The following is a 23760-nucleotide window of genomic DNA, read 5'->3' as shown; positions in this document are numbered from 1 at the left end:
GGGGCTGCACGCGCGCAGCAGTGCTGACTTTACTGCGCCAGCGGCCCTCAAGGGTAAGGTAAACGCACGCGCTTTGCTGCATGGGCTAGGCTTGCCGCACTTGCAACCTTCGAGCGCTGCGCGAGCAGCGTGCTGGTGACCCCGCATGCTCGACGATGACACCGCCTACCCTTCGAGTTTCCGCGCCTGGAGCTCGGTCGGCATCCTGATGCTGGCCTACGTGCTGTCGTTTATCGACCGGCAGATTCTCAACCTGCTGGTGGGGCCGATCCGCCGCGACCTGCTGATCAGCGATACCCAGATGAGCCTGCTGATGGGTTTGTCCTTCGCCCTGTTCTACACCGTCTGCGGCATTCCCCTCGGCCGCCTGGCGGATACTCGCAGCCGGCGCGGCCTGATCGCCCTCGGGGTGCTGTTCTGGAGCGCGATGACCGCGGCGTGCGGCATGGCCCGCCTGTACTGGCAATTCCTGGTGTGTCGCATCGGCGTCGGCGTCGGCGAGGCTGCGCTATCGCCGGCCGCCTATTCGCTGATCGCCGACAGCTTTCCGCTGAATCGCCGGGCCACCGCCATCAGCGTCTATTCGATGGGTGTGTACCTGGGCTCAGGCCTGGCTTTCCTGCTCGGCGGCCTGGTCATCACCTTTGCCTCGGCGCAGGGCGACGTGCGCTTGCCGTTGCTCGGCGAGGTGCGCCCCTGGCAGCTGATCTTCCTGCTGCTGGGCGCGGCCGGCGTGCTCTTCAGCCTGTTGATGCTGGCCGTGAACGAACCGGCCAGGCGCGGCGTGGGTGCCGGAGTAGCGGTACCGCTGGCGGAGGTCGGGCGTTACATCCGCGCCAACCGGCGCACCGTGCTGTGCCACAACCTCGGCTTTGCCGGCCTGGCGTTCGCCGGTTACGGTGGCGCGGCCTGGATTCCGACCTTCTTCATTCGCACCTACGGCTGGGATGCCGGCCAGGTCGGGGTGGTGTATGGCAGCATCGTCGGCGTGTTCGGCTGCCTCGGCATCGTCACCGGCGGGCGCCTGGCCGACTGGATGGCCAGGCACGGCCGCACCGATGCCAACATGCGCGTAGGCCTGTATGCGGCCATCGCGGCCGTGCCCTGCGTGCTCAGCTTTCCGTTGATGGGCAGCGGCCTGTGGGCGGCCGTGCTGACCGCACCCACGGTGTTTTTCCTGAGCATGCCGTTTGGCGTGGCGCCGGCGGCGATTCAGGAAATCATGCCCAGCGCCATGCGCGGCCAGGCGTCGGCGATCTACCTGTTCGTGATCACCCTGCTCGGCCTGGGCATCGGCCCGACAGCCGTAGCGCTGGTGACCGACTATGTGTTTGCCGATGATCAGGCCTTGCGCTACTCGCTGCTGATCGTCAACACACTGGCCGTAGCCAGTTCGGTGTACCTGCTCGGCAAAGGCCTGCAGCCCTACCGCGACAGCCTGCTGCACCTGCGCCAGTGGTCGCTGGAGCGGGCATAACCTTCGGTCGGTTGCGGGCGCCGGCAAGGGCCGCTCTGCTAGCCTGAACAGTGGGGATAACCAGGCTTCTCGTCGCAACGACGAAGGAGGTGAACCATGAGCATGGCTGATTGGCGCCTGCAGGGCGTCGAGTTTGTAAGCTGCAACTGTGACTGGGGCTGCCCCTGCCAATTCAGCGCCCTGCCCAGCCAGGGATTCTGCCAGGCAGTGGTCGGCATGCAGGTCGAACACGGGCACTACAATGAAACCCGTCTCGACGACCTGCGCTGGATCAGCCTGTTCGCCTGGCCGGGGCCGATCCACGAAGGCAACGGCAGCTGCCAGGTGTTCGTCGATGACCAGGCCAGCCCGGCGCAACGCGAGGGTCTGCTGAAGATTCTCTCCGGCCAGGACACCGATCCCGGCGCTACCGTGTTCCAGGTGTTCGCCAGTACCGTCACGCAGATGCACGAGCCGCAGTTCGTGCCGATCGAGATGCACATCGACCTGCCGCAGCGGCAGGCGCACTTCAGCATCCCCGGCGTGTTGGAAGCCATCGGCGAACCGATCCGCAACCCGGTCAGCGGCGCGCCGCAGTCGATCCAGTTGCGCCTGCCGGACGGCTTCGAGTTCACCGAGGCGGAGATGGCCAGCGGCAGCTACCAGACCCAGGGGGCGATCCGCATCGCTTCGCAGAATAGCCACGGGCATTTCGCCCGGTTGCATTTCACCGGACGCGGCGTGGTACGGTGAAGGCTGCCCCACCCGTTGTTGCAAACCCGCGCCAGGCCTGGCACGCGGCGCTGCAGGGCAACCGCCTGCTGCTCGCCTGCCTGCTCGGCCTGCTCGCCGTGGCCTGGGCGGTGCTGTATCGCCTGGCCGAGCGCATGAACAGCGCCGCCGCGCTGATGGTGCAGAGCATGGGCGACATGAGCATGCCCTGGACAACCGCCGATGCCCTGCTGATGTTCGCCATGTGGGCGCTGATGATGGTCGCCATGATGCTGCCCAGCGCCCTGCCGATGCTGCTGCTCTACCGCCAGGTGGCGCAACGGCGCTTCAGCTCGGGCCAGGCGCAGCTGGCGCTGCTGTTGTTCGGCCTCGGTTACCTGCTGGTATGGAGTGCGTTCAGCCTGCTCGCCACCCTGCTGCAATGGCAGCTGGAACACTGGCGCCTGCTCGACGCGCAGATGCGCAGCCGCAGCCTGTGGCTGGGCGCCGGGTTGTTGCTGGGTGCCGGGGTCTACCAGTGGCTGCCGGCAAAGCAGGCCTGCCTGGAGCGCTGCGCTCCGCCGTTGCGCTTCATCCTCGACTACTGGCAAGCCGGGCTCGGCGGCAGCTGGCGCATGGGCCTGGCGCACGGGCTGTTCTGCCTGGGTTGTTGCTGGGCGCTGATGGGCCTGCTGTTCGTCGGTGGGGTGATGAACCTGACGTGGGTCGCGCTGCTCGGCCTGTATGTCCTGCTGGAGAAACTGCTGCCCCGACAAGCCTGGATCGGCCGCCTCGGCGGCCTGCTACTGGTGCTCTGGGGATTGTGGCTGGCCGCCCAGGCACTCGCCGACAGCTAATCCCCGACAGTCCGCAACCCGCAGCGCAGAGCGCTCGGCACAGCTGCAACAGGCGCCCGGCCGGCGTATGCTTGCCCGCACGCAGCAGAGCACCTGCGCCAGCCGAAGCCGGTTGCGCAAGCCCGCGCTGCCCGCACTTACCTGGAGACTCCCGATGGCCCGCATTCCCTACCCCGACCCGCAACAGCTCGACGCGCGCGCCCAGGCCATTCTGGCCAAGCTCCCCGCCCTGAATATCTTTCGCATGCTCGGCCACAACAGCGGCGTGCTCGAAGGTATCACCGTGCTCGGCAATGCCCTGCTGCTGGAAGGCAAGCTGGACCCGATACTGCGCGAAATCGCCATCATCCGCACCGGCCTGCTGCGCAACTCGCGCTATGAAGTGCACCAGCACGAACGCATCGGCCAACAGCTGGGCATGAGCGCGGAGCTGCTCGCCGCCATTCACGAAGGGCCGCAGGCCAGCGCCTTCAGTGAAGTGCAGCGGCAGGTGATGCGCCTCACTGAGGATATCGCGCGCAACAGCCGCGCCAGTGACCTCACCCTGAAACCGCTGGCAGCCCGGCTGTCGCAGGCCGAACTGCTGGAGCTGCTGGTGTGTGTCGGCTTCTACACGATGATTTCCGACCTGTTGAACACCCTCGACATCGAGATCGAATCCCCGCTGCAAACCCCCGAAGTGCTCTTGCCGGCCCTCTGAGCGCCGGTTTTGCGCGGGCCCGTCAGGCCCACTCCTGAACGCCCGCTCCCCCGCTGAAGCAGTGCACCAGCCGTGCGTCACAGGCGCATGGCAGGCAGCCCTGTGGCCGCTCCGAGGCGGCCTTTTTAGGTTGTTGTGCCTAATTAATAAGCCCAGATTGGCCCCACGCCGCGACTGCACTGTGCGGCTGAGGTACTCATAAAAACAAAGAATGGCGATTCCAGCAGCTTCCGTCAGACCACAAGTCCGGCGTGCCTGCATCAAGAGAAACCCCTCTTGATTCAATCATTTACGTTTTAGGAGTGTCACCATGAGCAATTATGAAAGCAACTTTGGGCAAGCCTTGCTGCTGGCTGCAGCACTATTGATCGCCGGTCTGCTGTTTGTCGGCGCCGAGGAAGGTAGCGACACGGCGGCAAGCACGGCAGACGACTCAACCTTCGTCCTGCTAAAGGACGCCATCGGGTTCTGACAGCCACCCACCCCTGCAGGCTGGACTGAACGCTTGCCGCAGCAGCACCGGGCTGACCGACATGCCCGGTGCATGGGGCCTGGCAACTCGCTACAGCCTGCACCGGGGTGATTCCCGCTCATCTGCAGCACAGCGTTCAGCGCGGCAAAATGCATCTGCCACGCTGCCGCGACGAGCGCGCTGGCAGAAACGATCCCCGGCCCTGCACGGCCGACAATCGCGCCGTACTTGAATCAGCCTGCATTTCCGGTAGGCTCGGCGCCTTCAATCAAAGGAGGAATCCCCCCATGGCCCGCGCCACTGCCCGTCACATCCTGGTTGCCACCGAAGCCAGGTGCAACGAACTCAAAGCCGCCATCGAAGCCGGTGCCGACTTCGCCCAGGTCGCCAAAGACAATTCCACCTGCCCGTCCAGCCGCAGCGGCGGTGACCTGGGCTCGTTCGGCCCAGGCCAGATGGTCAAGGAATTCGATACGGTGGTGTTCAGCGCGCCGGTCAATACCGTACAGGGCCCGGTGAAAACCCAGTTCGGCTATCACCTGCTGGAAGTCACCAGCCGCCAGGACTGAAGCCACGGTCTGCCGGGCCGGCGCAATGCCGCCCGGCACAGGCTGCTTCGTCACCTGCCGCGCTGATACAAACCGACATAAACCGATACCCCGCCGAGACGCTCCGCCACGGCCAATCCAGCAGCATGAATCACCTACAACGCAACGCGAAGGTGAGCATCATGAAAACCTGGATCAAGCAAACCCCCGGCTCCGCCCATTCCCCCGCAGACCTGTTCGGCAACGACAAGACCGGCCAGGCCAACCTGCAACTGGCCTTCATCGCCACGCTGTTCGTGACCTGCTGGGTTGCCGGCTATATCCGCATGGGCGAAGTGTTCGACGCCAGCCATGGCGTTTCCATCGTCGGCACCCTGATCGGCATGTAAGGCGAGGTGAACAGCATGAACAAGCAGATTCGCAAGACCCTCATCGCGGTACTGAGCATCGGCCTGCTGGTGGGTGGCTTGTCCGCCTGCTCGCGCGGTTACCATCACGACTGGAGCGCGGCGGACAGCGCCGAGATGCGCGACTCGCTGACCGACAAACTCGACCTCGACGCCGCGCAACAACAGAAGCTGAATGTCCTGGTCGACCAGTTGCAGGCCCTGCACCAAGGGGTCCGTGGCGATGCCGGCGACCCGCGCAGCGAACTGGCCGGCCTGATCAGCGGTGCCACCTTCGACCGCAGCCGCGCGCAGGCGCTGCTCGACGCGAAGACCAAGGCCCTGCAGGACAACGCGCCACAGGCTATCAGCGCTCTGGCAGACTTCTACGACAGCCTGAACCCCGCGCAACAGCAGCAAGTCCGCGACCGGCTGGAAGGCTGCAGGGGCTGGTTCCGCCACGGCTGGTGAGGCGCAGACAGTTTGGCCGGCCGCTCGCGGTCAGGCCGGACTGGCGGTGCAGCCCAACGGGATAGTCCCGGTTGAACGTCGCTCCCTGCGCGCAAGCCAGCCTGCGTCTGCCGCACAGGGTGCTGCGGATGTTCGTGGTGATCCGCGATCGCTGGTACATTCACGCTAAACAACCGCTCATGCTCGCGCCACGCGCAGTTGTGACGCCCACCCCACAGGTATCCCATGCACCGAATCCTGCTGATCGACGATGACCAACAGCTCGGCGGCCCGCTGGCCACCTACTTCCAGCGCTTCGAGCTGGCGCTGAGCCAGGCGCTGAAACCCAGCGCGGGCCTGGCCATGGTCCGCGACGGCAGCTTCGAGGTGGCCATTCTCGATGTGATGCTGCCGGAGATGGACGGTTTCGAGCTGTGCCGCACCATCCGCAAGGACAGCGACATCCCGATCGTCATGCTCACCGCCCGCGGCGAGGTGATGGACCGCGTGGTCGGCCTCGAACTGGGCGCCGACGACTACCTGCCCAAGCCCTTCGAGCCGCGCGAGCTGGTGGCCCGGGTCCAGGCGCTGCTGCGTCGGCGCAGCGCCCCGCCGCCGCGCGCTGACGGCGAGCTGCGCTTTGACGGCCTCAGCATCGACCCGGCGCGGCGCAGCGTCACCCGCCTGGGCGAGGACGTGGAACTGACCGGCACCGAATTCGAACTGCTGCACCTGCTGGCCCGCGAGAGCGGCCGGGTGTACAGCCGCGACGACATCCTCAACCAGTTGCGCGGCCACGAAGCCGAACTCTACTCGCGCGCGGTGGATATCGTGGTCAGCCGCCTGCGCAAGAAGCTCGAGCCGCTGGACTGCATCAAGACCCTGCGCAATGCCGGCTACTCACTCGCCTTGCGGCGCCTGCCATGAGCCAGCCAGCACACCCCTGCCCCCAGCATCAGCGCTGGCACCAGCGCGCCCGGCAGGCCGTCGGTCACTCGATCAAGCTGCGTTTGGTGCTGGTGTTCCTGCTGCTGGCCCTGGCGGTCACCGCAACCTTCACCGGTGGCGCCCAGGGCATGTTCTCCGGCAGCTGGCGCGACGCCGCCGGCCCACTGCTGTCCGACTACGTCGACCGCGTGGCCGCCGACCTCAGCCCCGGCGGCAGCCCCAGCATTGACCGCGCCCGCGCCCTGACCGAGCGCCTGCCGGTGACCGTGCGCATCAGCGGGGCGCAGATCAACTGGCAGTCGCACCCGCAGCAACGCCTGCCGGAGTGGATGCATAGCGAGGACAGCCGGCATCGCTGGGCCGGCGATGAACGCTGGCAGCGCCTGCTCACGCGCACCACGGCGGACGGCCACCGCCTCCAGTTCGGCATCGACGAGCAGGCCTTCGAACCCAACCCGTATGCGTTCGGCATCACCCTCGGCATCCTCCTGCTGCTGACCCTGCTGGCCTTCCTCTATGTGCGCCGCCTGCTGCGCCCGCTGGATGAGATCCGTGCCGGCGCGCAGCGCTTTGGCGAGGGCCAGTTTGCCGAGCAGATTCCGGTATGCCACGCCGAACGCCCCGACGAGCTCGGCCAGCTGGCGCAGACCATCAACACCATGGGCCACGACATCCACCAGATGCTCGAGGCCAAGCGCGCGCTGCTACTGGCGATCAGCCATGAACTGCGCAGCCCGCTGACCCGCGCGCGGCTGAATACCGAGTTGCTGCCGGAAACCGCCGAAGTCATGCCGCAACGTGATGCCCTGCTGCGCGACCTGCAGGAAATGGCCAGCCTGATCAGCGACCTGCTGGAAAGCGAGCGGCTGGCCAGCCGGCATGCCGCGCTGCACCGCGAAGCCGTCGACCTGCCGGTACTGGCAGGCGAGGTCATCCGCGAACTGCAGGTCAAGCATGCGCAGGCCGGCAGCATCCAGCTGCAGGTCGCCGCCGGCTTGCCGGCGCTGGCGCTCGACCCGGCACGCATGCGCCTGTTGCTGCGCAACCTGCTGGACAATGCCCTGCGCCACAGTGGCGATACCGCGCAGCCGGTCGAATTGCATATCCGTCAGGACCAGCAAGCGCTACTGATTGAAGTGCGCGACTACGGCCCCGGTGTACCGGAGGAGCAACTGGCACAGCTGGCCGCCCCCTTCTTCCGTCCCGACGCTGCCCGCGGCCGCACTACCGGCGGCGTCGGCTTGGGACTGTATCTCTGCCGGCTGGTGGCAGAGGCGCACAACGGCACTTTCAGCCTCGCCAATGCCCGGCCGGGGTTGCGGGTTTCGCTCAGCCTGCCGCTTCACTGAGGCTGACGCCGGACACTCTCGAGGTCGCAGCCGGGGATTGCCGTGCTGCAACCAGTGCCCGCGTGGTTGCTTCAGTCGCTGCGGTGGTAGCCCACCTGATCCGGGGCTGCCACCAACTGCCGGAGAAAGGCCAGCAGTGGCGGGTTGACCTGCTCGGGGTGGGTCAGGTTGGCGGCATGCGCCGCACCCTCGACCAGCACCAGCGGCTGGCTGTGGCGCAGCCCGGCGCACAGCGCCCGGGCCAGCGGCAACGGGATGGCGTTATCCGCGCTGCCATGAATCACCAGTGCCGGGGCAACGATCTCGTCCAGCCGCGGCGTCAGATCCTCGCGCCCGAGCAGGCATTCGGTCGGCGCCGCAAGCTGCGCCGGGTTTTTCAGGGCTTTCCACTTGGCGATCCAGCGCGCGTTCTCCTGCGGTTCGGCAAGGATGATGTGCGCAATAGTCTGCGCCACCTCCTCGCTCAGGCCCTGGCTGATCCAGCCCTGCATCAGCTGCCGGTAACCCTCGACATGTTGCGGGTCTTCCGGGCCGGCCTGGGTATCGATCAGCACCAGCCCGAGTACTCGCTGCGGTGCCAGCAGGGCCGCGCGCAGGGAGAGAAAACCACCCTGGGACATGCCCCCCAGCACGGCCCGGGCAATGCCCAGATGGTCGAGCAGCGCGAGGCAGTCGCGCGCTGAATCCCAGTAGCTGAACGGCTGGCCGTCGAACTCGGTCTGGCCAAAGCCGCGCTCGTCCCAGGTGATCACGCGGAATTCCGGACTCAGCGCCGCCACCTGCGGGGCGAACATCTGCCGGTCCATCAGGAAGCCGTGGCTGAGGATCAGCGGCAGCCCGTCACCACCCGTGTCTTCGTAATGTATGTTCTGCTGATTGATGCGGGCAAAGGGCATGGCAACTCCTCGGAGGCAGGGATGGTGGAGACTTAAACACAAACCCGCCGCCCGGGCAGCCGATACCGCCGCTGGAAATACCCGCCAATAGCCGGCGCTGATCGCCCGGCGCAGGCCTGTACCCGCCGCTTGCCTGCAGCGCCCGACTGCCGCCACACTCGCAGGCAAATCCATTTCACTGCGCCTGCTGCCGGAGCCACGCCCCATGCTCTACTTCGAAGACCTGAACCAGGCCGCGCTGGTGATCCGCGGCAGTTATACCCTGCGGGAGGAGGAGATCATTGCGTTTGCCCGGCAATGGGATCCGCAGCCCTTTCACATCGACCCGGCGGCCGCGGCCCTGTCGCCGCTGCAGGGACTGTTCGCCTCCAGCGTGCATACCTATGCGATCACTTCGAAGCTGCTCAGCCAGCTGGAGCCACCGATCGCCGCGATTGCCGGGATCAAGCATGAGCTCGAGATGCCGGAGCCAGCCCGTCCCGGCGACATCCTGTCACTGCAGATTGTGCTGCTCGACAAGCGTGTCTCGGCTTCCAAGCCGGACCGCGGACTGGTCAGCCTGGCCAGCGAACTGCACAACCAGGCCGGCAACGTGGTGCTGCGCGTGCGCTCGCTGATCATGGTCAAGCGCCGGCCGGCGCCGCATGGCGCGCCGGCTTGAGTTCGGCAGCAACCGTCAGCGCCTGGCCGAATCGACTCCGAGTTGTTCACTTATGCCACCTGCCGGCTGGCCTCAGGCTGCCTATGCTTGGCCTTCCAGCCCAGCGTGAGCGACCCGCATGTTCGATGTCCTGATCAAGAACGGCCTTTTCTTTGACGGGACCGGCGCACCTGGTGCGCTCCGCCATGTCGGCATCCGCGACGGCAAGGTCGCCGCCATCAGTGCCGAGCCGCTCGATGAAGCCGGCTGCGGCCGGGTGCTCGATGCCCGTGAGCGCTGGGTCACCCCCGGCTTCATCGACATGCATACCCACTACGATGCGGAGCTGGTGGCGGCACCGGCACTCAAGGAGTCGGTGCGCCACGGGGTGACCACGGTGATGATCGGCAGCTGTTCGATCAGCATGGTGCTTTCCGCCGCCGAGGACTGCGCCGACCTGTTCACCCGCGTCGAGTCGGTGCCGCGCGAGCATGTGCTGCCGCTGCTGGAGGCGCACAAGCACTGGAGCAGTGCGCGTGAATACGCGGCGTTTCTCGACCGGCACCCGCTGGGACCGAACATCTGCTCGTTCCTCGGCCACTCCGACCTGCGGGTGGCGGTCATGGGGCTGGAGCGCGCGGTGGACCCGCGCTACAAACCCAGCGAAGGCGAACTGCAGCGCATGGAAAGCCTGCTCGAAGAGGCGCTGGACGAGGGCCTGCTCGGCCTGTCGAGCATGACCAATCCCTGGGACAAACTGGACGGCGAGCGCGAGCGCTCCAAGTCGCTGCCTTCGGTCTACGCACCCTGGCGCGAATACGCGCGGCTGAACAGGATCCTGCGCCGCCGCCAGCGCATCCATCAGGGCGCCCCCAACCTGGTAACCAAGCTCAACGTACTGGCCTTTCTCTGGGACAGCATGGGCCTGTGGCTGCGCAAGCCACTGAAGACCACGCTGATCACCCTGATGGATGCCAAGGCCGACCCGTGGCTGGCGAAAGTCCTCGGCCCGCTGACGCGCCTGGTGAACCGCCTGACCCAGGCGGACTTCCGCTGGCAGACGCTGCCGGTGCCGTTCGAGACCTACGCCGACGGCATGGAGTTCGTGGTGTTCGAGGAGTTCCCCGCCGGGCAGGCGGCCCTGCACCTGGCCAGCCATGACCTGCGCAGCGAGCTGTTCCGCGACCCGGACTACCGCCGGCGCTTCCGCCAGGACGTCGACAAGCGCTTCGGCCCACGGGTCTGGCACCGCGACTTCGACGATGCCTGGATCGTCGCCTGCCCGGATGCCAGCGTGGTCGGCAAAAGTGTCGGCGAACTGGCCCGCCAGCGCGCCATGCATCCTGGCGACCTGTTCCTCGACCTGCTGGTGGCACATGGCCCGCATCTGCGCTGGCGCACGGTGCTGGCCAATCACCGCCCGGAAGTGGTGGCCAGGCTGGTCGCCGAGCCGAGCACGCTGATCGGCTTTGCCGACTCGGGGGCGCACATCCGCAACATGGCCTTCTACAACTTTGCCCTGCGCTTTCTCAAGCTGGTGCGCGACGCAGAGCTGCAGGGCCGGCCGGTGATGCCGGTGGAAAAGGCCGTCTGGCGGCTGACCGGCGAACTGGGCGGATGGTTCGGCGTGGATGCTGGCGTGCTGGCAGTGGGCAAGCGCGCCGATCTGGTGATCCTCGACCCGCAGCGCCTCGATGCCAGCCTGAGCCAGTATCAGGAAGCGCCGATGGAGGCCTTTGGCGGCCTGCAGCGCATGGTCAATCGCGGTTCGGCAGTCGACGCTGTGCTGATCAACGGCCGGCTGGCCTTCGACCACGGCCGTTTTGCCGAGGAGCTGGGCCAGTCCCGCGGCTTCGGCCAGTTCCTGCGCGCCGGCTAGCCATCCGGCGGAGGCGCGAGCAAAGGACGGCAGCGCATGCGTATAATGCGCGCCGCTCATCCGTCCGAATTACCGGCAGCTACCCATGAACACAGCAGCAACCCCGCCAGCAGCACCCGTCGACACTCCCGCCAAGGCGGCGGAGGGCGCGGTCGAAAGCAGCAAGCCCCAGAGCATCGAGCCGTTCAGCTTCCCCTTCTCACCCGAAGTGTTTGCCCCCGCCAAGCGCGATGACAAGCCCTGGCACCAGAAGGGCAACAAGTCCAATCATGACCAGCGCCCAGGTGCTGCCCCCAAAGGCAGCCGCCGCTCGATGGGCAAGCGCTGAGGCCTGCAGGCCTCGCCACTGCTAGCTTTCAGCATTATTACGGGCATTTCCCCGGCGAATCGCGTATAGTCGCCGGCCGCATGAATATCCCGGAAGGTTGAGAGAAGCCATGAGCGCAAAAACCACCACCAGCAAAGCCAAGGCAGCTGCCGCGGTAGAAACCCGCGAATCACTGGAAAGCCAGGTTGCAGCCTTCCTCAAGAGCGGTGGCGAGATCCAGCAGGTGGCACGCGGCGTCAGCGGTCAGGTCTGGACTTCTTCGCGGCAGATCACCATCGGCAAGAAGTAACCCCTCCGGCGCACGTCCTGTGCGCCGCAGCTGGCCGGCAAGCACTGCCGGCTGCACCAGCCCGACAGCACTATCCCCGGCAGGCACCGCAAGGCCTCAGGTCAGCTCGATACTCTCGTCATGTATGACGATCAGGCCGCGCTTGTACAAGCCGCCGATGGCCTTCTTGAAATTGCCCTTGCTGACGCCGAACAGCTTGGCCACCAGCTCTGGCGGGCTCTTGTCACCCACCGCCAGGCGGCCATCGTGACGGCGCAACTGCTCGAGAATCTGCTCGCCCAGCTCACCAGCGCCCTGCCCCACCGGCTGCAGGCTCAGGCTGATCTTGCCATCGGCGCGCAACTCCTTGATGAAGCCCTTTTCCTGCGAGCCGACACGCAGGAACTTGAATGCTTCGTTCTTGTGGATCAGGCCCCAGTGCTTGCCGTTGATGATGGCCTTGAAACCCAGGTCGGTCTTTTCCACCACCAGCAGGTCAACCACCTCGCCCACCGCATAACTGGCCGGCAGCAGATCCAGATAGCGGTCCAGCCGGGCGGTAGCGGTGATGCGCTTGCTGCGCTTGTCGAGGTAGACATGCACCACGCAGTAGTCGCCAACCTGCAGTGGCCGCTTCTCTTCGGAGTGCGGCAGCAACAGGTCCTTGGGCAGGCCCCAGTCGAGAAACAGGCCGATGCTGTTGATTGCCAATACCTTCAGGCTGGCAAAGCCGCCGACCTGCACCTTGGGCTGCTCGGTCGTGGCGATCAGGCGATCCTCGCTGTCGAGGTAGAGAAACACGTTCAGCCAGTCACCCACATCGCAGGGCTCGCCCTTGGGCACGTAGCGATTGGGCAGGAGGATTTCACCATCCGGCCCACCGTCCAGGTAAAGGCCGAAGTCGGTGTGCTTGATCACCTGCAATGAATTGAAACGCCCGATCAGTGCCATCTTGAGTACCCGCCGAATAAGACCGGCATTCTAGCGGTTCAGCCGCTGATTTTACGATCCAGCGCCCAAATAGCCTCTGGCACATAGCACAGGCATGTTTCAGAATCGTGTCACGGGAACTACCAGCAGCGGCGCTGGTCAGTTCACATAGCCTTGCAGGCTTACTGCGCGGAGCTCTCTTGGACACTATCAGGCACCTGCTGTCGTCCCGCCACCCACCGCTGTTGGCGTTGCTCGGGTTGCTGGTCGGCATTCCGCTGATCAGCCGTTACAGCATGGGCTGGACGGATGTTTCCGGAATGGTCTCCGATCTGGGCATCGGCCTGCTGCTGAGCCTGCTGCTGTACAACCGCTCGCGACTGCTCGTCGCCCCGGTATTGCTGGCTTGGGGCGCCATGCAACTGGGCAGCGCCGAACTGGTGACGGCCGTGGGGCGCATGCCGGAACCGGGCGATCTGCGCTACCTGTTCGACCCGCAGTTTGTCGGCAACTCCACCGACGGCGGCAAGATCGCCCACCCGCTGCTGCTGCTGGCCCTGGGTGCCGGCGGGCTGCTGTGCCTCCTGCTCGGCGGTCAGCGCCTGGCCGCCCATCTGCCGCGCAGCCTCTGCCTGTTGCCCGCCATGCTGCTGGCCGGCCATGCAACCTACCAGTATCTGGTGCCCAGCGAGGCGGCGCAGTGGCAGCAGTTCAACCTGCCGCACAAGCTGCTGGCCGAAGCACTCAGCGGCGCGCAACGCAAGGCCGAGGACTGGCTGACCGCGGATGAGGGTTTGCAGCCGCCCGACATGCGCTCGCTGACCGCTCTGGATCTGTCCGGCGAACCCTTGCTGCAAGCAGCCGGCAAGGGACGCAACGTCCTGATCATTACCCTGGAAGGCATTCCGGGTGCCTATATCGCCACCAGCCGCGCCGCACTGAGCAGCAGCTACCCGCTCGACCCGATGCCGCACCTGAGCAAATGGGCGGCACGCGCGATGACCACCCCCGACTATGTGCTGCACAGCCACCAGACCATCCGCGGGCTCTACTCGATGCTCTGTGGCGATTACAGCAAACTCGATTCCGGCACGCCGAAAGGTCTCGAGCTGCTGAACAATCCGCAACGGGCGGCGCAATGCCTGCCGGCCCAACTGCACGCAGCCGGCTACAGCACACATTTTCTCCAGGGCGCCGGGCTGCGCTTCATGGCCAAGGACCGCATCATGCCGATGATGGGCTTCGACAAGACCCTCGGCCGCAACTGGTTCCCCAACAAGCCTTACCTGGACTTTCCCTGGGGCATGGACGACAAGGCATTTTTCGAAGGTACGCTGCTTTACGTGAAACAGCTGCGCAAGAAAAAACAGCCGTGGATGCTGACGCTGATGACCGTTGGCACCCACCAGCCCTATGCGGCGCCGGCTGATTACCTGCAGCGCTACCCGGATGCCAAGACAGCCGCGATCGCCTACCTGGACGATGCCCTCGACAGTTTCCTGACCGCTCTGGAGAGCCAGGGCGTGCTCAAGGACACCCTGGTGATCATCACCTCCGACGAATCCCACGGCATCGAGAAGCAGCGCCTGGCGTCGGCCTGGGGCTTCAGCCTGTTGCTCGCCCCCGAACAGGCCCAGCTGCCCGCCGTCAAGGCCGGAGTCTACGGGCATGTCGACCTGACTGCCTCGATTCTGGATTACCTGCAACTGCCGATACCGGACGCCATCAGCGGCCGCTCAATGCTGCGCAACTACAGCACTGGCCGGGAAATGCTGTCCTACACCAATGGCCTGCTACGCAAGCATGATGGCAATGGCCTGTTCATCGAGTGCGACTTCCAGCAGATCTGTCGCCGCTACCAGAGCGAAGGCTTCATTGCCGACCAAGCGCATTATCTGGGCCGCAGCAGCAACCGCGTCGGTCGCCTGGTAGCACAGCAGGCAGCCGCGCTCAACCAGACCCTGCTCGACGGCCAGGCCGGGCAGCAATACCAGTTTGCCACCCGCGAGCGCATCAATCTGCAACGGGTCAGTCGTGACGACTGGGCCGACAACCTGATCGGCGCCCAATATCTGGAACTGCCCAAAGGCTCGCACACCTCGGTGAAACTGACCATCCGCGCACTAAACCGCAACGCCAAAGGTGCGCAGTTCCAGATCAAGACCAAGGAATTCGATCGTGACGTGCAGCTGTCAATCCCCGCGCTGCCACTGCTCGAATATGGCAAGCCGCTGGATGTCAGCTTCGGCTTCGACAACAGCGAAGAACGCAAGGGATTTTCCTTTCACCTGCTGGCCCAGGGCCAGGGCGCCATCGAAATCACTGATTTCAGCGTCAGTACCCAGCCGCTGGAGGCACCGGCGCTTCCCCGCTAACAGAAAGGTCATCGGCATGAACACTACAGACCAAACCGGCTGTGACGCCTGCGCAACAGGCGACAAGGCGCTCTCTGCCGAACAAAGTGCCGCGCTGCTGCGGCAACTGGATGGCTGGCAGATCGAAACCGCGGGATCCGTCGCGCAACTGCGCAAGCGCTACCGGTTTGCCGATTTCCGCCAGGCCCTGGACTTCACCAATCAGGTTGGCCGCCTGGCCGAGGAATACAACCACCATCCGGCGCTGCTCACCGAATGGGGCGCTGTCACTGTCAGGTGGTGGACGCACTCGGTCGCGGGCCTGCAGCAGAATGATTTCAGCATGGCGGCGCGCACCGATGCGCTGGCCAGGTCGAGCTGATCCGGCACTCAGCGCTTGCGGCACAGCGTCAACCCGTCGCCCAGCGGCAACAGGGACAGATCCACGCGTTGATCGAGCTTGAGGCGCCGGTTGAGCGACTGGATAGCCCGCGTGTCAGCGGTCTCCGGACGCGCTTCCAGCACCCGTCCACTCCACAGGGTGTTGTCGAACAGAATCACCCCGCCGGGTCGCGCCAGGATCAGGGCATGTTCCAGGTAGGCCGGATAATTGATCTTGTCGGCATCGATGAAGATCAGGTCGAAAGTGCCCGCCTGGCCTTCGCGCACCAGCGCACCCATGGTTTCCATGGCCGGCGCCAGGCGCAACTCGATCAGCGGGGTGACCCCGGCTTCTTCCCAGTAGCGCCTGGCGATCGCTGTGTATTTCGGGTCGATATCGCAACAGAGCAATTTCCCGTCCACAGGTAGCGCCTGCGCCATGCACAGGGCGCTGTAGCCGGTGAAGGTACCTACCTCGAGCAGGCGACGGGCGCCAGTCAGTTGCACCAGCAAGGCCATGAACTGGCCCTGCTCCGGGGCGATCTGCCACTGCGCCTCCGGCAGTGCCGCGGTTTCCGCACGCAAACGCTGCAGCAGGGGCGTCTCGCGCAGGGAGACATCCAACAGGTAATTGTAGAGGGCATCATCCAGTTTCAGGGTGCGGTTGCTCATAACGTCTCTCAGGGGCGACTGACCAGCGTGGCACTGGTCAATACTCGCCGGGCATTCAGGTAGGATTTGCTCCAGTAGGCACTGGACAGGCTGTCCAGGCGCACGGTCCCGCCGCTACTGGGCGCATGCACAAACCGCTCTTCACCCACATAGATACCGGCATGGCTGACGACGCTGTCACCCGCCGTGGCAAAGAACAGCAGGTCACCCGGCTGCAGGGCAGCACGAGGCACCAGCGGGACACGCATGGCGCTCAGCTCACGGGTTGAACGCGGCAAGCTGAGGTGCGCCGCATCACGGTAGACATAACCGATCAGGCCGCTGCAGTCGAAACCGCCCGCGGGGGTATTGCCACCATAGCGATAAGGGGTTCCGACCAGGCCAATGGCGCGAATCAGCACATCTTCGGCAACTGGCGAGAAATAGCCATCGGAGACTGCGGGCGCGACTGCTTCACGCGGGCCGTCACTGGCACAGGCCGCCAGCAGCGCTGACAGGCCAAGCAGAAAAGTACGCAAGAATGGTGACATCGGCGATCCGGTGCAGCTCTGGTGCCGTCACTTTGCCGACTTGCCAGCACCGGCGCAAGACCACTACCAGCACAAGCACTCAGCGATGTCGCGGGAAGGCCCCTTCCACCGGCTTCTGCGCCAGAACGCGCTTGGCCTCGAGGTAGCTGGCACGCCAGTAGCGGTCGGCCAGGCTGTCGACCCGCACGCCACCGCTGTGACGACTGGCCGAATGGATGAACTGGTTGTCACCGATGTAGATGCCGGCATGGCTGACACGTCCACGCCCACGGTTGTTGAAGAATATGATATCGCCCGGTTCCAGCTCACTGCGCGCAACCAGCGGGGCATCCAGCTTGATCATCTCGCGCGTGGAGCGCGGCAGGCTGATGCCCGCTTCTTCACGGAACAGATAGCCAATGAAGCCACTGCAATCAAACCCGGTCTTGGTCGAAGAGCCGCCATAGCGATACGGAGTGCCTACCAGTTCAAAGCCACGCTCGAGAACAGTGTCGGCCAAACCAGGCAATTCGTAGGGTTGGTCATCGACCAGTGCGTCGACATGCTGGGTCGTCGGCTCGGGCGCAGGCACTGGTGTATAGCGGGCTACAGGCTGATGAAGCGAGGGCCCGGCACAGGCCGCAAGCAAGAAGCTGAACAGCAAGGGCACGAGGGGTGCAGAGCGCTTTAGCATGGGCACGACCGTGTCGGTTAATAATCAGGACGGCCGAAACTACCCTAAAAGGAGCTTTCTTACAAACTTAATGTGACGAAATGTGACTCAGTAGGTTTACCAGGACATCTAACGCCCTTCCCGCCAGCCGGACATCCACGCTGTGGCTCAGCAGGGTCAGATCCGGGTTGATTTCAGCAGTAAAGCCGCCTGCCTGCCGCGTGCGCAATACCGGCTCGGCGATGTAGGGAAAGCTGGCGCTGGTACCGACCAGCAGCACCACTTCAAAGCCTTTGCCCAGCTCACTGTAGAGCTGCTCAAGCGCCGCCTCGGGCAGCATTTCCTCGAACAGCACCACCGGCGGGCGCAGGATGCCGCCGCAGGCCTGGCACCGGGGCGGCAAACCACCCCTGAGCGCCGCCTCCAGCGTTTCGCTCTCGGCAGCGCAGGATTGGCAGTACAGCGGCTGCATGGCGCCGTGGATACAAATCAGCCGCTCTTCCGGCGAGCCGGCGCGCTGGTGAAAGCCATCGATATTCTGCGTCAGCACCCAGCACTGCGGCTTGCGCCGCTGCAACTCGGCAATCGCCAGGTGACCGGCATTGGGTTGCGCCCCCAGGCAGGCGCGCCCCAGTTCGGCCAGGTACTTCCAGCACAATGCCGGCTGGCTGCGCAGAACGGGACCCGAGAGCACCTGCTCGATCGGCAGGCCGTCCTCGGTGAAGCCGTTATACAGGCCGCCAATACCGCGGTAGGTGGGCAGGCCGGACTCCGCCGAGAGCCCGGCACCGCTGATCACCAGGATGCGCTCGGCGCATTCGATGGCCCGAGCCACCCGTGCGATTGCCTGATCCATCTCAATGCCCCTGCGCAGGAGCCCGCTGGTTCATATGGTGTCCGCGTATCAATGGTTGACCGTGTGCGCGAGCATCACCGACAGCTGGCACAGTGGTCGGCCGCTCTCGGCATGCCACTGGTTGAAGGCTGCCTGCACCGCCGCCAGCTCCTTCAGGCTGGTCGGCGCCTTGTCGACAATGCCCTGCGCCTTCAGCGCCGTCACCATATCCTCGGTCGGGATAAAGGTGTCCTTGCCGATCATGCGCAGCAGCCGGGGGGCAGAAAGCCCACCGAGCTGGCTGCCATGCCTGGCCAGGTACTTCCACAGGCCGACGATATCGCTGACCGGCCAGTCAGCGAACAGCGCGCCAAAGCTGCCCTTCTCGCGCGCCACATCGAGCACGAACTGGGCATTGCGCGGCACACTGCGGAGCTTGCCCAGGTGGCGGATCAGCCGGGCATCCTGCATCAGTCGCTCCAGATGCTCGGCCCCCATGAGCACCACTTTCTGCGGGTCGAAGCCGAAAAAGGCCGCCTCGAATGCCGGCCACTTGGCATCCACCAGACTGTGCTTGAGGCCGGCGCGAAACACCCGCAAGGCAATGAGCGACAGGTAACGGTCATCCGGGATGGCACGCAACTCGGCATCCGGCCTGGGTTGCGGCAAACGGGCCGCCAGGGCTTCGGCCGAACCAAAACGGTTCAGGCAGTACTCATGCAGCCATTTGTAGTCGCGCATACCCACCTCCATGAACTGGCGAAACAACCGCGGATCAGGCCTAGAGATTCATCACTTCGACAAAGCGCGGGGTGGCCGCCGCATCGATCTTCAGGCTGTTGAAGTCGAACAGCTTGCGGTCTGCCAATTGCGAGGGCACTACATTCTGCAAGGCGCGAAACATGATCTCGGTTCGCCCGGGGCTCTTGCGTTCCCACTCCTGCAGCATCTCCTTGACCACCTGACGCTGCAGGTTCTCCTGCGAGCCACAGAGATTGCACGGAATGATCGGAAACGCCTTGAGCTGGGCGTAAGCCTCGATGTCCTTCTCGCTGCAGTAGGCCAGCGGCCGGATCACCACATTACGCCCGTCGTCAGCCAGCAGCTTGGGCGGCATGGCCTTGAGGGTGCCACCGTAGAACATGTTGAGGAAGAAGGTCTCGAGGATGTCATCACGGTGATGCCCCAGCGCCATTTTGGTCGCGCCGATCTCGTCAGCGTAGGTATAAAGGGTGCCGCGACGCAGACGCGAGCACAGCGAGCAGGTGGTCTTGCCTTCCGGAATCTTCTCCTTGACCACCGAGTAGGTATCCTTCTCGATCACGTGGTACGGCACGCCGATGGATTCCAGATACTGCGGCAGCACGTGCTCTGGGAAACCCGGTTGCTTCTGGTCCATGTTCACCGCTACCAACTCGAAGCTGATTGGCGCGACCTTCTGCAGATACAACAGGATATCCAGCATGGTGTAGCTGTCCTTGCCCCCGGACAGGCAGACCATCACCTTGTCGCCATCCTCGATCATGCTGAAGTCGGCAACCGCCTCGCCGGCCAGCCGACGCAGGCGTTTTTGCAATTTGTTCTGGTTTACCGAAAGCTCGCCCATGGTGCCTGGATATCTCGATCAAAAACGAAAGTCGGTTATTTTACCCTCAAACCAATGCTCACCCCACCCCTGCAGCGCGGGCGGACGACCCAGCCCGGACGCTGGAAACGGCTCCGATCACGGCAGTGACACGTTGCGGACACAAGCCACTGACAACACCCTGAAAACCATAAAATTGATATTAAAATAATTATTTAAAGACGAATTTGCTCTAATGACTTTTCATGCCAGAAAATTCCCTTGCCTATACTGCGACTAACGGTCGCACTGGTTGAGCCGTGTACCCGGTGGCGCTGGTAATGCGCGCAGGGCCGCTGGCTGAAAGCGTCCGTACTATTAGGGGAGGTGCATGCATGATCCATCACGTTTTGGGGCTATTCACTCATCCGGATCAGGAATGGAAGGAAATCCGTGGCGAAGAAGAAAGTATCAGCCACATGTATTTCACCCACATCCTGATTCTCGCAGCGATCCCGGTAATCAGCGCCTACATTGGAACCACTCAGGTTGGCTGGATAGTGGGAAATGGCGATCCGGTCAAGCTGACGGAAGCCAGCGCGCTGCAACTGACCGTCATGACCTACATCGCCATGCTCATCGGCATTGCTGCCATGGGTGCCTTCATCCACTGGATGGCGCGGACCTATGACGCAACGCCCACCATCGCGCAGTGCATTGTCTTTGCCGCCTATAACGCCACTCCACTGTTCATCGGCGGGCTCGCCGCGCTGTATCCGAATTTGTGGCTGGCCATGCTGGTTGGCACCGCAGCCATCTGCTACACGGTGTACCTGCTGTATGTGGGCATACCCACCTTCATGAATATTCCCGAGGAGGAAGGCTTCCTCTATGCCAGCTCGATCCTGGCGATTGGCCTGGTACTGCTGGTTGCCATGATTGCCATGTCAGTGGTGATGTGGGGCGTGGGCGTCGGCCCGGTTTACACTAGCTAGCAAGCTGTCTTGAATCCGCGAAGCCGCCGCATCAGGCGGCTTCGTCGTTTTCAGGCTGCCGACTTGGCGCAGCTTGGGCATAATCGACACTTCTGCCGGAGTGCCGCATGCCTGACCTGATCCACGCTCGTGTTGAAGCCTGCTATCAGCTGGCCGAAGCCTTTTTCCAACAGCGCTTCAGCCGCCCTACGCTGTCCTTCCAGCTGCGCGGGCAGAAAGCCGGCGTCGCGCATCTGCAGGAAAACAAGCTGCGTTTCAACCCGCAGCTGTATCGCGACAATCCGCAAGACTTCCTGCGCCAGACCGTAGCCCATGAGGTTGCCCATCTGCTTGCGCATACCCTGTTCGGCCCGCGCATCCAGCCCCACGGAACCGAATGGCGGCAGATCATGCACGAGGTTTACCAACTGCCGGCACTGCGCTGCCACACTTATGCCGTCACGCGCAGGGCCGTCACCCGCTTCATCTACCGTTGCGACTGTATTGATGGCGAGTTTCCTTTCAGCGCCAGGCGTCACGCCATGGTCCGCCGCGGGCATCGATACCTGTGCCGGCGCTGCCGGGCCCCGCTTACCTATAGCGGGCAGGCGCGCACCGAGTAAGCTGCGGGGGCAGGTGCAGGCCCGAGCGATGCGTTAAACTCGCCGCATCAATGTATGGAGCCGAGCATGCGCGCCGAACTCAACCAGGGTCTGATCGACTTTCTGAAGACTTCTCCCACCCCCTTTCACGCCACCCGCAGCCTGGCGCAACGCCTCGAGGCGGCCGGTTACCAGCGGTTTGACGAGCGTGACAGCTGGCGCAGCGAGGGCGGCGGTCGTTTCTATATCACCCGCAATGACTCATCGATCATCGCCGTCAAACTGGGCAAGCGTCCGCTGGCCGAGAGCGGTATCCGCATGGTCGGCGCACACACCGACAGTCCCTGCCTGCGGGTCAAGCCACACCCCGAACTGCACAAGAACGGCTTCTGGCAGCTGGGCGTTGAGGTCTATGGCGGTGCCTTGTTGGCGCCCTGGTTCGACCGTGACCTGTCGCTTGCCGGGCGGGTTACCTACCGTGCCGCCGGTAAGGTCGAGAGCCAGCTGATCGACTTTCAGCGCCCGATCGCCGTGATCCCCAACCTGGCCATCCACCTGAACCGTGACGCCAACCAGGGTTGGCCGATCAATGCCCAGACCGAGCTGCCGCCGCTTCTGGCACAACTGGCTGCCGGCGAACGCCGCGAGTTCCGTGACCTGCTCGCCGAGCAACTGAGCCGCGAACACGGCATCAGCGCTGACGCCGTGCTCGATTTCGAACTGAGTTTCTACGATACCCAGGGCGCCGCCGTAACGGGACTGGAAGGCGACTTCCTGAGTGGCGCACGGCTGGACAACCTGTTGTCCTGCTATGCCGGCTTGCAGGCCCTGCTCGGCAGCAAGAACGAGGAAAGCTGCGTACTGGTCTGCAGCGACCACGAGGAAGTCGGCTCCAGCTCGGCCTGCGGCGCGGATGGCCCGATGCTCGAGCAAGTGCTGCGGCGCCTGCTCCCGGCCGGGGATGCCTTCGTGCGGACCATCCAGCGCTCGCTGCTGGTGTCCGCCGACAACGCCCACGGCCTGCATCCCAACTATGCCGACAAGCACGACTGCAACCATGGCCCGCTGCTCAACGGCGGGCCGGTGATCAAGACCAACAGCAATCAGCGATACGCCACCAACAGCGAAACCGCCGGATTCTTCCGCCACCTGTGCCTGACCGAAGAAGTTCCGGTACAGAGCTTCGTGACCCGTAGTGACCTGGGTTGCGGCTCGACCATCGGCCCGATCACTGCCAGCCATCTCGGCATCCGCACCGTGGATATCGGCCTGCCGACCTTCGCCATGCATTCGATTCGCGAGCTTGCTGGCAGTCACGACCTGGCGCACCTGGTCAAGGTGCTGACGGCGTTCTTTGGTTGCGCCGAGCTGGTCTGAGCTAGCACAGGGCCGGCTCAGACCAGGCTGTCATCCAGCACCAGCACCAGCTTGCCGTTCACCGCGTTGCTCGCCAGCGCGGCAAACGCCGCTTCGGCCTGCACCGCCGCAAAGCTTTGCTGCAACTGCGGCTTGAGCCGGCCCTCGGCAAATAACGGCCAGACATTCCGCGCGAGCTCGGCGAGCAGCCCGGCCTTGAACGAGTCATCGCGATTGCGCAGGGTCGAGCCGGTCAGCTGCACCCGTTTGAGCAGCAGTTGGGCAAAATCCAGCTCGGCATGGCGACCGCCCATCAGCCCGATGTTCACCCAGCGACCATCCAGTGCCAGCAATTGCAGGTTGAGTGCCGCGTAACCGCCGCCCACCGGGTCAAGAATCACATCAAAGGGGGCAAAGTCGCGCAGCCCCTGCATGGCTTCACCGCGCAATACGCCACCCTGAGCGCCCAGTTCCAGGCAATAGTTCAGGCGCTCGACGGAACCGACACTGACCCAGCAGGGGCTACCGAAAGCCTTGCACAACTGAATCGCGGCAGAACCGACGCCACTGGCCCCGGCGTGCAGCAGGACTTTTTCACCCGGCTCGAGCCGCGCCAACTGGAACAGGTTGAGCCAGGCAGTGGCATAGACTTCCGGCAAGGCGGCCGCCTCGGGCAGGCTGATGCCGTCAGGCACCGGCAAGACATGCAGGGCATCCACCACCACTTCCTGCGCCATGCCACCACCGGCCAGCAAGGCGCAAACGCGATCCCCCACCCGCCACCTGCTGCCGGCGCCCACCTCGCTGATAACACCTGAACACTCGAGCCCCAGCACCGTGCTCGTGCCTGCTGGCGGAGCATAGTGGCCGGCTATCTGCAGCAGGTCGGCACGATTGAGCCCGGCAGCCGCGACATGGATACGGACCTGCCCGATGTCACAAGGCGGCACCGCAGATTCAGCCCACTCCGGCCGCCCTTCAACGCCTTGCAATGCCCTCACGCTGCCTCCATAGTGCCCTTC

At 64.4% G+C, this 23760-nt stretch carries 28 protein-coding genes; 19 read left to right on the top strand and 9 right to left on the bottom strand.

Annotated features, from left to right (window positions below):
• The first annotated feature begins 145 nt into the window (after window positions 1-145).
• From ISX93_RS14300 to ISX93_RS14255, 10 genes are all read left to right on the top strand, one after another.
• Window positions 146-1477, top strand: coding sequence for a spinster family MFS transporter (locus ISX93_RS14300; protein ID WP_195779415.1), 1332 nt, complete (start codon window positions 146-148; stop codon window positions 1475-1477).
• Window positions 1478-1573: 96 nt separating this feature from the next.
• Window positions 1574-2209, top strand: a complete 636-nt coding sequence (locus ISX93_RS14295; protein WP_195779414.1) for a DUF1326 domain-containing protein — start codon at window positions 1574-1576, stop codon at window positions 2207-2209.
• A complete protein-coding gene (locus ISX93_RS14290; RefSeq protein WP_308705342.1) occupies window positions 2206-3024 on the top strand; it encodes a DUF2182 domain-containing protein in 819 nt (272 codons plus the stop codon). Before ISX93_RS14295 ends, ISX93_RS14290 begins: the two co-directional genes overlap by 4 nt.
• A gap of 154 nt (window positions 3025-3178) precedes the next feature.
• Window positions 3179-3724, top strand: a complete 546-nt coding sequence (locus tag ISX93_RS14285; protein ID WP_195779413.1) for a carboxymuconolactone decarboxylase family protein — start codon at window positions 3179-3181, stop codon at window positions 3722-3724.
• 310 nt (window positions 3725-4034) lie between these two features.
• Window positions 4035-4196 (top strand): hypothetical protein, encoded by a 162-nt coding sequence (locus ISX93_RS14280; RefSeq protein WP_195779412.1) that lies wholly within the window; start codon window positions 4035-4037, stop codon window positions 4194-4196.
• 287 nt (window positions 4197-4483) lie between these two features.
• Entirely contained in the window at window positions 4484-4765 is a 282-nt protein-coding gene (locus ISX93_RS14275) for a peptidylprolyl isomerase (protein ID WP_195779411.1), read from the top strand.
• A gap of 161 nt (window positions 4766-4926) precedes the next feature.
• Window positions 4927-5133 (top strand): hypothetical protein, encoded by a 207-nt coding sequence (locus tag ISX93_RS14270; protein ID WP_195779410.1) that lies wholly within the window; start codon window positions 4927-4929, stop codon window positions 5131-5133.
• Between the two features lie 15 nt (window positions 5134-5148).
• Window positions 5149-5601 (top strand): Spy/CpxP family protein refolding chaperone, encoded by a 453-nt coding sequence (locus ISX93_RS14265; RefSeq protein ID WP_195779409.1) that lies wholly within the window; start codon window positions 5149-5151, stop codon window positions 5599-5601.
• A 225-nt stretch (window positions 5602-5826) separates the two neighbouring features.
• A complete protein-coding gene (locus tag ISX93_RS14260) occupies window positions 5827-6507 on the top strand; it encodes a response regulator transcription factor (protein WP_195779408.1) in 681 nt (226 codons plus the stop codon).
• Window positions 6504-7877 (top strand): HAMP domain-containing sensor histidine kinase, encoded by a 1374-nt coding sequence (locus tag ISX93_RS14255; RefSeq protein WP_195779407.1) that lies wholly within the window; start codon window positions 6504-6506, stop codon window positions 7875-7877. The genes ISX93_RS14260 and ISX93_RS14255 overlap by 4 nt, the downstream gene beginning before the upstream one ends.
• A 71-nt stretch (window positions 7878-7948) precedes the next feature.
• On the opposite strand, the gene ISX93_RS14250 is transcribed toward ISX93_RS14255, so the two are convergent.
• Complete coding sequence (locus ISX93_RS14250; RefSeq protein WP_195779406.1) at window positions 7949-8773, bottom strand: alpha/beta fold hydrolase; 825 nt, start codon at window positions 8771-8773, stop codon at window positions 7949-7951.
• Between the two features lie 205 nt (window positions 8774-8978).
• Between ISX93_RS14250 and ISX93_RS14245 the strand changes: the two genes are divergently transcribed.
• From ISX93_RS14245 to ISX93_RS14230, 4 genes are all read left to right on the top strand, one after another.
• Window positions 8979-9434, top strand: coding sequence for a MaoC/PaaZ C-terminal domain-containing protein (locus ISX93_RS14245; RefSeq protein ID WP_195779405.1), 456 nt, complete (start codon window positions 8979-8981; stop codon window positions 9432-9434).
• A gap of 118 nt (window positions 9435-9552) precedes the next feature.
• Window positions 9553-11292, top strand: a complete 1740-nt coding sequence (locus ISX93_RS14240) for an N-acyl-D-amino-acid deacylase family protein (RefSeq protein ID WP_195779404.1) — start codon at window positions 9553-9555, stop codon at window positions 11290-11292.
• 85 nt (window positions 11293-11377) lie between these two features.
• Window positions 11378-11620, top strand: a complete 243-nt coding sequence (locus tag ISX93_RS14235) for a hypothetical protein (protein WP_195779403.1) — start codon at window positions 11378-11380, stop codon at window positions 11618-11620.
• 109 nt (window positions 11621-11729) lie between these two features.
• Window positions 11730-11909: a hypothetical protein gene (locus tag ISX93_RS14230; protein WP_195779402.1), complete on the top strand. Its 180-nt coding sequence runs from the start codon at window positions 11730-11732 to the stop codon at window positions 11907-11909.
• A gap of 96 nt (window positions 11910-12005) precedes the next feature.
• On the opposite strand, the gene ISX93_RS14225 is transcribed toward ISX93_RS14230, so the two are convergent.
• Window positions 12006-12839 carry a CvfB family protein gene (locus tag ISX93_RS14225; RefSeq protein ID WP_195779401.1) on the bottom strand — a complete coding sequence of 278 codons (834 nt, stop codon included), beginning with the start codon at window positions 12837-12839 and terminating at the stop codon, window positions 12006-12008.
• Window positions 12840-13018: 179 nt separating this feature from the next.
• Between ISX93_RS14225 and ISX93_RS14220 the strand changes: the two genes are divergently transcribed.
• The gene (locus ISX93_RS14220; protein ID WP_229732211.1) at window positions 13019-15193 is read left to right on the top strand and encodes an LTA synthase family protein; all 2175 of its coding nucleotides are present in this window, start codon (window positions 13019-13021) and stop codon (window positions 15191-15193) included.
• A 16-nt stretch (window positions 15194-15209) separates the two neighbouring features.
• Window positions 15210-15554, top strand: a complete 345-nt coding sequence (locus ISX93_RS14215) for a 4a-hydroxytetrahydrobiopterin dehydratase (protein WP_195779400.1) — start codon at window positions 15210-15212, stop codon at window positions 15552-15554.
• 8 nt (window positions 15555-15562) lie between these two features.
• Here ISX93_RS14215 and ISX93_RS14210 read toward each other — a convergent pair whose 3' ends face one another.
• From ISX93_RS14210 to ttcA, 6 genes are all read right to left on the bottom strand, one after another.
• Window positions 15563-16225 (bottom strand): class I SAM-dependent methyltransferase, encoded by a 663-nt coding sequence (locus ISX93_RS14210; protein WP_195779399.1) that lies wholly within the window; start codon window positions 16223-16225, stop codon window positions 15563-15565.
• Between the two features lie 8 nt (window positions 16226-16233).
• Entirely contained in the window at window positions 16234-16755 is a 522-nt protein-coding gene (locus ISX93_RS14205; protein WP_195779398.1) for a C40 family peptidase, read from the bottom strand.
• A gap of 79 nt (window positions 16756-16834) precedes the next feature.
• On the bottom strand, window positions 16835-17428 hold the full coding sequence (locus tag ISX93_RS14200; protein WP_195779397.1) for a C40 family peptidase: 594 nt from the start codon (window positions 17426-17428) through the stop codon (window positions 16835-16837).
• A gap of 67 nt (window positions 17429-17495) precedes the next feature.
• Complete coding sequence (locus ISX93_RS14195; protein ID WP_195779396.1) at window positions 17496-18263, bottom strand: NAD-dependent deacylase; 768 nt, start codon at window positions 18261-18263, stop codon at window positions 17496-17498.
• A gap of 48 nt (window positions 18264-18311) precedes the next feature.
• A complete protein-coding gene (locus ISX93_RS14190) occupies window positions 18312-18983 on the bottom strand; it encodes a DNA-3-methyladenine glycosylase I (protein WP_195779395.1) in 672 nt (223 codons plus the stop codon).
• Between the two features lie 40 nt (window positions 18984-19023).
• Complete coding sequence (ttcA, locus tag ISX93_RS14185) at window positions 19024-19848, bottom strand: tRNA 2-thiocytidine(32) synthetase TtcA (protein WP_195779394.1); 825 nt, start codon at window positions 19846-19848, stop codon at window positions 19024-19026.
• 353 nt (window positions 19849-20201) lie between these two features.
• Here ttcA and ISX93_RS14180 point away from each other — a divergent pair, with 353 nt between their 5' ends.
• The 3 genes from ISX93_RS14180 (at window position 20202) to ISX93_RS14170 (ending at window position 22759) form a co-directional block, all read left to right on the top strand.
• On the top strand, window positions 20202-20801 hold the full coding sequence (locus ISX93_RS14180; protein ID WP_195779393.1) for a Yip1 family protein: 600 nt from the start codon (window positions 20202-20204) through the stop codon (window positions 20799-20801).
• A 107-nt stretch (window positions 20802-20908) separates the two neighbouring features.
• Complete coding sequence (locus ISX93_RS14175; RefSeq protein ID WP_195779392.1) at window positions 20909-21403, top strand: SprT family zinc-dependent metalloprotease; 495 nt, start codon at window positions 20909-20911, stop codon at window positions 21401-21403.
• Window positions 21404-21469: 66 nt separating this feature from the next.
• On the top strand, window positions 21470-22759 hold the full coding sequence (locus ISX93_RS14170; RefSeq protein WP_195779391.1) for a M18 family aminopeptidase: 1290 nt from the start codon (window positions 21470-21472) through the stop codon (window positions 22757-22759).
• A 17-nt stretch (window positions 22760-22776) separates the two neighbouring features.
• Here ISX93_RS14170 and ISX93_RS14165 read toward each other — a convergent pair whose 3' ends face one another.
• The gene (locus ISX93_RS14165) at window positions 22777-23739 is read right to left on the bottom strand and encodes a zinc-binding dehydrogenase (protein WP_195779390.1); all 963 of its coding nucleotides are present in this window, start codon (window positions 23737-23739) and stop codon (window positions 22777-22779) included.
• Between the last annotated feature and the right edge of the window lie 21 nt (window positions 23740-23760).

The sequence above is a fragment of the Pseudomonas sp. N040 genome (assembly GCF_015637705.1).
Classification (GTDB): domain Bacteria; phylum Pseudomonadota; class Gammaproteobacteria; order Pseudomonadales; family Pseudomonadaceae; genus Aquipseudomonas.
Note: the sequence above shows the minus strand (reverse complement) of the source record. Positions and strands in the feature narration are given on the sequence as shown.